The 12,618-nt window shown below is 41.3% G+C and carries 7 protein-coding genes and 1 pseudogene; 6 read left to right on the top strand and 2 right to left on the bottom strand.

All coding sequences use genetic code 11. From position 1 onward, the window contains the following. Positions 1 to 780: 780 nt before the first annotated feature. Both IM456_RS05115 and IM456_RS05110 read left to right on the top strand, forming a co-directional pair. Complete coding sequence (locus IM456_RS05115; protein ID WP_287693344.1) at positions 781 to 1,800, top strand: PEP-CTERM sorting domain-containing protein; 1,020 nt, start codon at positions 781 to 783, stop codon at positions 1,798 to 1,800. A gap of 425 nt (positions 1,801 to 2,225) precedes the next feature. Continuing rightward, positions 2,226 to 3,734: a helicase C-terminal domain-containing protein gene (locus IM456_RS05110; protein ID WP_149988030.1), complete on the top strand. Its 1,509-nt coding sequence runs from the start codon at positions 2,226 to 2,228 to the stop codon at positions 3,732 to 3,734. A 204-nt stretch (positions 3,735 to 3,938) separates the two neighbouring features. Here the strand turns inward: IM456_RS05110 and IM456_RS05105 are convergent, their stop codons facing one another. Both IM456_RS05105 and IM456_RS05100 read right to left on the bottom strand, forming a co-directional pair. Beyond that, positions 3,939 to 5,486: an FAD-dependent oxidoreductase gene (locus IM456_RS05105; RefSeq protein ID WP_149988031.1), complete on the bottom strand. Its 1,548-nt coding sequence runs from the start codon at positions 5,484 to 5,486 to the stop codon at positions 3,939 to 3,941. A 161-nt stretch (positions 5,487 to 5,647) separates the two neighbouring features. Then, entirely contained in the window at positions 5,648 to 5,983 is a 336-nt protein-coding gene (locus IM456_RS05100; protein ID WP_149988032.1) for a hypothetical protein, read from the bottom strand. A gap of 176 nt (positions 5,984 to 6,159) precedes the next feature. Here IM456_RS05100 and IM456_RS05095 point away from each other — a divergent pair, with 176 nt between their 5' ends. The 4 genes and pseudogenes from IM456_RS05095 to IM456_RS05080 all read left to right on the top strand — a co-directional run. Beyond that, entirely contained in the window at positions 6,160 to 7,761 is a 1,602-nt protein-coding gene (locus tag IM456_RS05095) for a 2-isopropylmalate synthase (RefSeq protein ID WP_149988033.1), read from the top strand. A gap of 739 nt (positions 7,762 to 8,500) precedes the next feature. Continuing rightward, entirely contained in the window at positions 8,501 to 9,751 is a 1,251-nt protein-coding gene (rpoD, locus tag IM456_RS05090) for an RNA polymerase sigma factor RpoD (RefSeq protein WP_149988760.1), read from the top strand. 294 nt (positions 9,752 to 10,045) lie between these two features. Further along, positions 10,046 to 12,148: a hypothetical protein gene (locus IM456_RS05085; protein ID WP_287693343.1), complete on the top strand. Its 2,103-nt coding sequence runs from the start codon at positions 10,046 to 10,048 to the stop codon at positions 12,146 to 12,148. Further along, a pseudogene (locus tag IM456_RS05080) lies at positions 12,149 to 12,553 on the top strand (DUF4351 domain-containing protein); the annotation flags it as partial. Between the last annotated feature and the right edge of the window lie 65 nt (positions 12,554 to 12,618).

Genomic DNA, 12,618 nt, shown 5'->3' with positions numbered 1-12,618 from the left:
TTGAGGGGGTCAATTACCTAATTTTCAGGGAAAAAGTACCTGAATTTCCCCCTGATCACTCCCATGCCAGGCACTTTTGGATTTCAAAAAGGTCTAAAAGTCTTATCCAACAAGGTTTTTAGATTTATTCAGCAAACCCTAATTACGCGTGTTTTAGCTTACTTGTGTCCTTAAATACTTCTTTTACTGCGTCAAATCACACAAGTCTTTGTATAAAAGTTGTACGATCATAGTCGGACTAAATTACATTGTTGCCATTGCTTCCCGCTTCTGATCTAGACTAGGTTGAGATTTGTCAAAGCTAATTGCAAAAGTAATCTTTTACAGCCCATGTTTTTTAAATCTGTTAGCACGCTATGTCTGTCCTAAACAAAGAAAATCTTAAGCTGGAAACGCTCAACCTGTCTCAAAAATACCAAAAAACAGCCTTCTGGCAGAGGGGTTGGGGGTGAGGGCAATTAACCATCTCTGCCATTACCTTTGAAAAATTTGACTTAAACAAATTATGAATAGATATGCAGTCTATTAGCAGTTATCTCAACAGTGAGATACGAAGTTTCTGGTTTTAGAGAACGACGGAACGGCGGAACGTCGGAATAAGCTAAACGGCTTTTACTTCGGATCACCGATATAGACTCCAAAAGGGTTATAGCTATTGGATCATGCAGGTTAAGCGCCGTTTAGCTTATTATCTGATCGTCCAGAGATGATGACAAATACCGCCACACCCCATCTTCATGATAAACGCTATAATCTGAAAGTTGTTGCCAGTTGCTCATCATGAAAAAACTTGCTTATTCATTGCTCCCCCTAGGGATTACTTTTGGACTTTGCCTAAACATTGCCCCTGCTTCCGCTAGTTTGCTGGTACGAGAAGTCATTTCCAACGCCGCCCTTTCTATTGACGGCTTCGGAAGTCAAACCAACACGGGATTTATTCAAGCCGATATACCCGCAGGTTCTACTATTCAGAGGGCTTATCTCTATGCCGCTTCCGTTTCGAGTAACTCAATTTATCCAGTAACTTTTCAGGGGAATATACTTCCCGTGAGTTCGGCGGCTACTCTTAGTCCGAGCAACAGCACAGTCACCACTGTCCGTTGGGATGTCACTAATATCATCACTTCTACTTTTACGGGAGGACCGCAAGACTTTCCTATCGTTGAGAGTAACCAGAATGATGGTGCAGTTCTTGTCGTTGCTTATAGCAATCCTTCCACTCAGGGTTTTACCTCAGTTATCTTAGATGGAGCGCTAAGTCCCGCGGGAGACATGGTTGAGTTTAATTTTGTCAGTCCTTACACTGGAGGAGATTTCCTGCTTTCACTTGCCGCTAGTTATAGCAGACAGCCAGCCCCAGGTCAGCCGCAAACTACTGAGATCTACGTAACTACTAACTCAACCAATAACCGAACTTTAACCACGAGTGCAGGAGGGGCGGATGACCGCACTGCTGATGAAGAATCAGGAAATGGAAACTTGATAACTGTTGGGGGGATAGGTGATAATTCTGCCAATGTCAACCCAACCGCTCAACCTATTAACACTAATCCAGATGACGAATACTATAACCTCGCTCTTGGTAATATTGCTAATTCTGATCCTTTTATCTCGGCGGGAGATACCTTCCTTCGCTTAACAACAAAGAACCTAAGCAATGATGATAACGTTTTTGGAATGTTTATCACCAGTGGATTTAATATCAGTCCCGCTCCTGTCCCCGAACCATCGATGACACTGGGTATTTTCGGTATCGGTGCCATCGGTATCTTACTATCTCGCCTTGGTAAAAAATCCTAACAGAGAATAAACCTGGCAATTTAAGGCTGTAAATTGCGTTAAATTGCCATAAAATGCTCGATTATAGTTTTTTGTCGCTTTTTTGACCGCAAAATCACACTTAACCTAGGAGCTGCTGAAAAGCGAATACAAAGTAGTCTGGACAAGGGTTTTGCCGCTTTTTAGGAGCGAAAAAGTGCCAAGCTGTCAGACCCCTGAAAACGAAATACTGACAAAAAAACCAGGCACTTTCTTTGACGCAGTTCCGGCGTTCCGGCGTTTCTACTCAAAGAGTTTTTCAGCAAGCCCTACTTAGTTTCTAGATTTTTACCGTTCCAAGATAAAATTTGGGGTTCAACCTCAATCACCGCAAGAGACCCTCGGACTGCAATCAGTGGCAAAATCAAGGCTATGATCGATCACTGATAACCAATAACTGAGATGAGATGGTTTTATTAGAAGCAGCGGTTCATTCTTCCCTGCGCGCTTTTTTACGCGAACAAGGACGCTTTTACTGGTCTCATCATCTCACTATGGGGCGACTGGTGGCTAGAGCTTTACGCCTAAAACGTTCCTCTCTCATACAAACTGGAACTACTCTCACCCGCTATTGTCTCAGTTATCTCACCCCGGCTCTTTTGGGTAATACACCTGTTCTGATTGTTGCCCCGGAGTCAGAAGTAAACCTACTGTTAGAAGTGGAAATCCCCCATCTGCAAGCATGGTTACAAACTCAGCGAGATATCCTCAAAAGCGATCGCTTTCCTGCTAATTTTACCGGTTTACTCCTCACCACACCCCAACAATGGTTAGAGGATAAATTGGGCAATCTCGGTCATTTTCCCCAGAATATCCCCACGATAATCGATCGAGCCGAAGATTTAGAAACTTGTCTAATAGATTATCTCACCGTCACCATTACTCCCGAACAATGGTTCGCTTTAGGGTCAGCATATCCCCAGCATAGAGAGGTTATAGACTTAATTAAAGCACAACTTAGCCAAAGTATTCTTGGTCATCCAATTAATCCCTATAATTGCTATCTTATTGATGCCAAGGAAAAAGAATATATAATTGCCCTGCTGCAACGCTTGGATCAAGACTTAGCCACTGATTCTGCTTGGCAACTTTTAGCGGCAAAAATCCCCGAGCATAATTATCTCCTCTGGACATCAGTAGATCGAGATCGAGAAGAATTTACCCTAAAAATCAGCCCTTTGGAGGTCGCTAGTTTTTTCAAACCGATTTGGCAGCAGCAACCCTTTGTTTTAATCGGCAGTTTTTTAGATAGCGAAAAATCCGCTAATTTATACCGTCAAAATCAGGGTATCGGAGATATTTTAACTCTAAAGTTTGCAGCTGATCGCGAAAGTGAATATATTCATTTATATCTACCCGATCGCATCAGCGCACCCAACACACCCGAATTTCAACCGATGTTATTAAAGCAAGTGCGCGAATTAGTTAGTGTTAATCATACCAGGGAACAACCGATCGTGATCCTGATTGAAGATGTTCCCCTCAAGGCACAAATTGCCACCCAAATCGCAGCCGATTACGGTTCGCGAGTACAAGTGGAAAAAACTGAGATTAATAGTAATACTATTCTTGTTTGTGGTTGGCAATTCTGGCAAACCCATCAAGAAAAATTTCCGACTCCCAGTTTATTAATTATCGCTACTTTACCCTTACCCTCCCCCGAAAATCCTCTCGTTGCTGGCAAAATTGCCTACTATAAACGACAACATCTCGACTGGTTTCGTGCCTATCTTTTACCCACAGCAGTGAGGGAAATTCAGCAATCTGTCCAGTCTCTCCGAGAGTGTCAAGGTTGTGTGGCTGTCCTCGATAATCGTGTCAATGCCCGCAGTTATGGCCGACAAATTCTCTCCGCTTTAGAACCCTATGCTAAAGTTAATTATCTCGATCAACAATTTTTTCAAGATAAAGATTAAATCAGTTATCAGTTATCAGTTATCAGTTAAGTAGCTGGTTATAATTAAATTAAAAATGGATTTTAGGTTCGATCCCCCCTGCCCCCCTTGATAAGGGGGGTGCCGATCCCCCCTGCCCCCCTTGATAAGGGGGGTGCCGATCCCCCCTGCCCCCCTTGATAAGGGGGGTGTCTGACAACTTTTAACGCCTACCTACTTATCAGTTTACTGATTACTGATAAAATCTCCCCCAGAGCCATATTTCCAACTGTCTAAATAACGATGGTAAAGATATTTTTGCTTGTCGGGTAACTTTTCTAAAACAGGTTTTAAGGTGGCTGCTAAGGGATATAAACCACTATACAAAGCTAAATTAAAATAATGTCCCGTCCAATCGATAAAAGGATTGATACCCACTTGTGGAATCATCGGTAAAACTAATTGAGGATTAACCAAAGGCAAAGTTTTTGAGAGGGAAGAAAACTGCACCACATCCTGTAAAAACGGTTTTAGTACCTCATCTCCCAACTTATCCATTACCCGAAAAACTCCACTCATTAAGTCATTAATTTGATTGGGATTAGGGTTAGCAGACATCGGGACACTCATAGTTTTTTGAAATAGCCACGTTACCGATATATTCGGTTGATAGGGTTGTAAAAGGGCTAAATCTTCTCGGTTTAAAGCATTGATTTGTAAAGCTTCCTCGATGGCGAAAGTTAGCCTTTTTAAATGCCTGACCATTGCCCCAAAACCACCAAAACTGACCGGAGATTGACTACCGCTACTATCTCCCACTGCCAGAATTCTTGACCAAGGCATTTTTAAAGGACTTTGACGATAGGCAGGGAAAAAACCCGCTAGAAACCGCTGAAATTTTACTGTTTCTAAATCCACCTTTTGATACTCCGGCAGTAATCTTAAATACTCCTCCATCAAAAATTCTAAACTAAAGCGATCGGGATGGGTATCGAGATAGGTAAATAAATAAGTTGTCCGACCATCCCTAGCGGGAAATGCTTCCCAAAAGTATTGACATTGGTGCAAGATTGGGGTAAAAGAATAAATTAAATCACCAGTTTCATTACTGGGAAAACCCTGACCGCAACTACCCACCACTAAACAAACTCCATCGGGTTTTTCTCCTTTTCTTGCCTGTTTTGCAATTGCTGAAAAATGACCCATGGCATCGATTAATAAACGGGTTTTTAAAGTCATTTCTCCCGTTTTAACCATTACTCCATCTGGATGAACAATCGCCCCGCTAAACCCCGAATTTTCTAATAACTTTCCTCCCGCTTGTAAAAACTTAGTTTTTAAAGTCTCTAGCAAATAAACCGGATCAACACCGATATTTAAAATATCTCTGACCCAAAGCTCATAACCTTGATAAAATCCCACCCTAGCAGGATTATATTCCGTCGCTATCGCTTCATTTAATTCAGCTTCTGTCAATAAATCTAACTCTAAAAAACTGCTTAATTCTAAACGTGAAATATTCCACTCCTGCTCACGACCGCGCAGAATACCTCTTTCTAATAATGCCACACGCCAGCCCCTGGTTTGTAGGGCAGCCCCGATGAAAATTCCCAAAGTTCCCCCCGCAATAACTAGATCAAAATCCGTCTCTCCTAAAGATTCTTGACTTTGATTAATTACCGCAGGAATAAGCGAATTTTCTAAACGCAAAGCTTGCCAAGCTCGATCGCTGGCTCGCAATTGTTGTAAACTCTGAGGAGATACTCGATCGAGTAAAGATGCAACTAAAGACATAATCTTATATCAGTTATCAGTTATCAGTTATCGGATATGAGTTTTCAGTTATCAGTTCACTGTTTACTGATCACTAAAAAAAAGCACCATTCTAGTCGTTTCCTAACAGTAGAGACTTGCCACCTCACCATTAAGATAACTGCTCTATCCAAACGAGAAACCTATTTAGATTGGAAAAACTTTTTCCCTTCTTCAACGAGTTTATTAATATCCTTGAGAGAAACTCCGAAAATTGCTAAAACTCCCGTAAAGACTAACAAAAAACCGATAAAACTATTCCGATCATAGAGAAATAAACCCACCAAAACGATAAAATAGGGAGAGAGAATTTTACTAATATTTTCAACTACAGTAACCACCTCTGGCGGGGGAGTCTCAACAAGATTAATATCAGTTTTATCCTGATCTGGTTCGAGATTTTGCTTAATCGAAAACATCACCTCCTGTAGGTCTTTTACCTCCGGTGGGTTCGGTTCTTTCGCTGGTTTGCCAAACATTTTTAACTCCCTCGCCAATTTATCCATATCCTCTATGGTAGCCAAAAAGAGGGCAAGCCGGAAAAGCGCGAGCAATTCGAGAAATTCTCAGCGCAATTTTCCTTAACAACCCCCTCGGCCCCGGCTGCTATAATCAGAGGAACAACTCCCAAGTTCGTTAACGGTACAAAAAAACTATGAATACCAGTCCAGACCGTGTGATTATCTTCGATACCACCCTTCGAGATGGGGAACAGTCCCCGGGTGCCGCTTTAAATGTGGATGAGAAGCTAACCATAGCGCGCGCACTGGCACGACTGGGAGTTGATGTCATTGAAGCAGGTTTTCCCCACGCTAGTCCGGGGGACTTTGAAGCTGTGCAGAAAATTGCCGCCAGCGTCGGCAGCGAAGCTGATAGCCCGATTATTTGCGGATTAGCCCGCACTACCCAAAAAGATATTAAATCTGCCGCCGATGCGCTCAGACCCGCCGCCAAGCCTAGAATTCACACCTTCCTAGCCACATCGGATATCCACCTCCAATACAAACTTAAGAAGACTCGTCAGGAAGTTCTTGAGATTGTGCCGGAAATGGTGGCCTATGCTAAATCCTTCCTTAATGATGTGGAATTTTCCCCCGAAGATGCCGGCCGCAGCGATCCCGAATTCCTCTATCAAGTCCTCGAAAGAGCGATCGCCGCAGGAGCCACCACCGTTAACATTCCCGATACCGTCGGTTACACCACCCCCAGCGAATTTGGGGCTTTAATCCGGGGAATTAAGGAAAATGTCCCCAATATCGACCAAGCGATTATCTCCGTCCATGGTCACGATGATTTAGGGTTAGCGGTGGCTAATTTCCTCGAAGCAGTTAAAAATGGCGCTCGTCAGTTGGAATGTACTATTAATGGTATCGGTGAGCGCGCCGGTAATGCTTCTCTAGAAGAGTTGGTGATGGCCCTTCATGTCCGGCGCTCCTATTTTAATCCTTTCCTTGGTCGTCCAGCAGAGTCCACGGAACCTTTAACCAAGATCAACACCAAGGAAATCTATCGCACTTCTCGCCTAGTTTCTAATCTTACTGGCATGATCGTGCAACCGAATAAGGCGATCGTCGGTGCTAACGCTTTCGCACACGAGTCGGGAATCCATCAGGACGGGGTGTTAAAACATAAACTCACCTATGAGATTATGGATGCAGAATCGATCGGTTTGACCCATAATCAGATCGTCCTCGGTAAACTCTCTGGCCGCAACGCTTTTCGCTCTCGGTTACAGGAATTGGGTTTTGAGCTTTCGGAAACGGAACTTAATAACGCTTTTATCCAGTTTAAGGAAATGGCTGATCGCAAAAAGGAAATCACCGATCGCGATCTGGAAGCTATTGTTAACGATGAAATCGATACGGTTCCCGATCACTTCCGACTTGAATTAGTACAAGTGTCCTGTGGCAACAGCGCCCGGCCCACGGCCACGGTAACGATTCGCACTCCCGACGGTAGCGAGTTATCCGATGCGTCCATTGGTACAGGGCCGGTGGATGCTCTCTGCAAAGCGATCGATCGAGTGGTGAAGATTCCTAACGAATTAATCTCTTTCTCGGTGCGGGAAGTTACCGAGGGAATCGATGCTTTAGGAGAAGTGACTATCCGTCTCCGTTACGAAGGACGCACCTATTCTGCTCACGCGGCCGATACCGATATTATTGTCGCCTCCGCTCGCGCCTACGTCAGCGCCTTAAACCGTCTCCACGTGGCACTGCAGCAGAAGGAAAAAACCCCAGAAATGCTACAAGTCTAAATAGGGTTTGCTGAACAAGTTGGTCGGTGGGGTTAGGAGTCAGAATTCAGGAGACAGGAGTTAGGAGTCAGTAGCCGGTCGTCAGTAGCCGGTCGTCAGGAGACAGGAGACTATTTTTATTTATTCTCCCCACACCCCACACCCCACACCCCACACCCCACACCCCACACCCCACGTCGCTGTTGGAGAAAATCTTAAATTTGTCTCGCAAATTTCTAAAATGTTGCTAAGTTAATATTATGAGCTTGCGCTCTATTATCATGGTGCATATGTACCAAAAACAGATTCCCCTAAAAGCAATGAGGGATGAAATTTATCCGTAAGAATCCGATCAAATTAAATACAATAGCTAAGGACTAAAGGAATTAGCAAGGGCCAATAGGGATGCTGTTCCCCTTGCCATTGGGAACAGTTAACCCGTCCAATAATTCCTTTGATTGTTAGCTATCTGGTCAACACCGCAGACAAACCGGCGATCGGATTTCAGTCCTCCAGCCATTTACCCAATTTTTGCAGGAGCCAGATTATGAGTTGACCGAGCTAAAACAGCATTCCGTGTCGCTAAAATCGCATCGACACAAGAGAATTTAAGCAAAGATCTTCTCCCATTTGTTGTAATTAAAGCTACAATCGGAAAAGTCTTTCCCCGTCTCGGATTTGAGACACAAATTCGTTCAGTATCACCTAGATTGAGATTCGATCTTCTAGTTTTGCACAGAAGGAGCAAGAGGAAAACGGCATGACGCAGGCCCACAATGTACTAACCCTTACCGAGCCGCAATTGGATTTAGATTTGATTGACCTAGACGAAGACTTCGATGATGAGGATATCGAGTTAGAGCTAGAAGAAACCAGCGATAGCAACGATGGCAAAAAAACCCGCCGCCTTGCCAGCGCTCGTCGTCGTGACGCGGCCAGAAAAAAACCCTATACGGAAGATTCGATTCGGATTTATCTGCAAGAGATTGGCAGGATTCGGTTATTGAGAGCGGAGGAGGAGATCGAATTAGCGAGAAAAATCGCCGATCTACTGAAATTAGAACGCATTCGCGAAGATTTTTGCCTCTATAGCGATGCTGAATGGGGAAAACAGGTTTTCCTGTTCGAGCGCATCGAAAAAATTATCGCCGAAAAATCGGAAAAAGAACCGAAATTATCGGATATTAAGGCTTATTTAGGTAAGACGGAGCTAACGGCTCCCCTGCTGGAAGAATGGCTGGCGAAATCAAAGGAATACTTATCGGCCTTTAAGCGTCGTTTGTACCATGGTCGTCGCGCTAAGGAAAAAATGGTACAATCGAACCTGCGTTTAGTGGTTTCGATCGCCAAGAAATACATGAATCGCGGTCTTTCCTTCCAAGATTTAATTCAAGAAGGTTCCCTCGGTTTGATCCGCGCCGCCGAAAAATTCGACCACGAAAAGGGTTATAAATTCTCCACCTATGCCACTTGGTGGATTCGTCAAGCCATCACCCGGGCGATCGCCGATCAATCCCGCACCATTAGACTTCCCGTCCACCTCTACGAAACCATCTCCCGGATCAAAAAAACCACCAAGATTCTTTCTCAGGAAATGCGTCGCAAACCCACCGAGGAAGAAATCGCCACCAAGATGGAGATGACCATTGAAAAACTGCGTTTTATTGCCAAATCTGCCCAATTACCTATTTCTCTAGAGACTCCCATCGGTAAAGAAGAAGATTCCCGTTTAGGAGACTTTATCGAAGCGGATGGGGAAACCCCAGAAGATGAAGTTTCTAAAAATTTATTACGCGAGGATTTAGAAAACGTCCTCGATACCCTTAGTCCTCGCGAACGCGATGTGCTGCGTCTGCGCTACGGTTTAGATGACGGCCGGATGAAAACACTCGAAGAAATCGGCCAGATTTTCAACGTCACTCGCGAGCGCATTCGTCAAATAGAAGCCAAGGCCCTGCGGAAACTGCGTCACCCTAACCGTAATAGTATCCTCAAAGAGTACATTCGTTAATTTCCCGTCCTTAAAAAACTAGAAACTGAGTCTCCTTGAGGCTCAGTTTTATTGTTATCTACACTTTCCTCGACGGCTGCATCTCAATTTGGTCGAAATATCCATATTATATTTTGGGCGCACGCGATGCGCCACTAGCACGGATAGGTGAACTTGATTACTGCCGATTAATTCCCCCTCAACTCGATAGAAAGTCCCGTATTCCTTAGTAAGATATTCGATAGCGGGATTGACGAGGGTAAAACCAGCAGGATAACTGCTATACTATATTTATAGTTCACTGAGAGAATAGAAATGGATCACAATTGCGATGCTTGCGATTCTAAAATCGAAGATATTCCAGAGTTTATTTGTAAAAACCTCATTGTCGTAAAATCTATATGGAGAGACAGCTGTGAGGCAATTAAAGAATTAAAAGACAATGATTACAACAAACACCTGATTTTAATTATAACAGATTTAGAAGAAGAAATTTTAGAAAATCGAGAAAAATTTTCAAAAAATCAATTTGCCAAAAATTATTTTACTACACAGATTAAACAATATTTAGAAGGCACAAAAAAATCTGCTGGGGAGCCATCGGCTAAGAGTTTATGGGCAAAACCAATATCTACTCAGTTGAAATTTATTTTAGAAGCTTTAAATTCAGCATCAGATTCTAAAAAATTTGAATTAAAAGACATATTATATTTTGTTGAAATAATACAAAGAGAGATAATTTCAGTAGAAAGTCTTGAAGGTTTACTTAATTTACTTATTACAGAAATCCTCAAAGAAGAAATGAATCTAGAGGAATTAAAATTTATCGTTAACACTATTATAATAATGTTTATTGAGCGAGGATACTATGTTAAAACTATAGAAAATTTATTACCTAAACAATTATCTTTGTTTCAAGATCATTGGAACCTTATAAGTACAAGTACAGATGGATTGTATTTATACCGTGCACTCATATATGAATCACCCAAATATAACGAGGAAGTTTATTCTGAAAACGAAGACTATAAAATTGCCCTCAAGCAATATTATGACTCTTTGGGGCTTAAAGATAGGATTTTTCTGATGAAAAAAATTTATGTCGAACCACCTAAAAAGTATAAGGTTATTTTTAAACTTTCTAATTTTGCTCTAGCCAATTCTCAATCATTAAAAATAGGTAACGTTTATTTTTATATTCCGCAAATTCATGGAAAAATAACAATTCAAGACGACAGATACAGATACAGAGATGAAAGTTCTAATCTTGTTCAGTTTGAAAAAAGAATACAGGAATTTGAAGTGATGTCCGAGAGTATTTATTATGTTGCTGTTGACATCGAAGGAAATGATTTTTATTCAATGAAGGATCAAGCGGATCAAGCGATAAGAACAGTAGAGATGGCTGTGTATGTCTTCCTAAAAAAGGATACTCTCATGAAAAAGACAAATAACAACGAAATACAAATAATATCAAATAATTACATTATCTGTAACGATCTAGGTGAGGGTGCTTTTTTTGAGCATTCTTATATATCGAATAAAGGATTTGATAGTCCTAATAATATTTATACTGACAGAATTGGTCATTGGCTTTCTTCTAAAAACTCACTTAATAAAAGCGTTGAAACATGGTTAAATGCCTTTAAACAATATCGTAAATCTGTTGAGTCAGTACAAAGTTCCGACGTGCTTCTATATTCTTGGTATTCCCTTGAGCCTTTTATCAATAAATCGGAAAAAATTACTGTGAGGCTTCCGAGGGAATTTGATAAATCTGTTTTTGAAGAATGGTACAATGCGGACAATATTTCAGTCCTACAATTATTGCTCGCTATTGTTACCATTAAATCCCATCTTTTTGATCTCCTAATTACTTTTGCGGATAATTTAGCGAGAAAAGGCTTTCTATGGGATAGATTCTCAGTATCTGATGAAATTTTAAATATATTTTTTATTAGTAAAAAAGATAACGGATGTATTGAGATGAACCTAATTAAGTTTGTTGAAAACTTTCAATTAATTTTTGATGATTTTGAGCAGAAAAATAGTCAATTCGATAAATATATAAGTGAGATTCGTGGTCATTTTATTGATCACACAACTTGCTTGAATAAAATAAAACAAGCAATAATCGATGTCAAAAATGATGTGTATAATATCTATCGCATTAGAAATATGCTAGTTCATAGTAGTAACACAAAAAGTAAGCTTTTAGAATATTATTCAAAAAGAAATAAGGAATACAGCTTAAGACTTATTTTAGAAATCAGAAAATATTTATTTAAAACCGAGAGTGATACTGAAATACAGCCGATAAATACTTATTTTACAAGGACGATAATTGATGCTAACGTCGCATTTGAAGCAGTAGTCAATAATGATATGGATAAATTCAGAAAATGGATAATACAATAGGAAATTCTACGACAAGTAGCCGCAAAAATTGATAATATCGAGGGTAGAACTGAAAAAAGCAATTTAGCCGCCGCTACAGCAATTCTGGCGGGTTTAGTATTAAGTAAGGAAATCATCGGAAGCTTATTAAGAGAAGAAATTATGCGCGAATCAGTCATTTATCAGGATATCCGGGAAAGTGGAAAAGCACAAGGAAGAGAGGAAGGAAGAGAGGAAGGAAGACGAGAAGAAGCGGTTTCTTTGATTCTACGGCTACTTAACCGTCGTTTAGGTGAAATATCCTCGACTTTAAGCCAACAAATCCAAGAACTATCTCTAGAACAATTAGAAACTTTAGGAGAAGCGCTGCTCGATTTTACCAGCTTGACAGATCTGACCACTTGGTTATTGGAGATAGAAACTTAAATCCCCAGAAGATGTCTGCTCGTCCTGCGTTAAATTTTTAAATACTGGCTTTTTTCCTGTATTGA

It is taken from the genome of Microcystis sp. M079S1, from assembly GCF_020246425.1.
Lineage (GTDB): Bacteria > Cyanobacteriota > Cyanobacteriia > Cyanobacteriales > Microcystaceae > Microcystis > Microcystis aeruginosa.
Note: the sequence above shows the minus strand (reverse complement) of the source record. Positions and strands in the feature narration are given on the sequence as shown.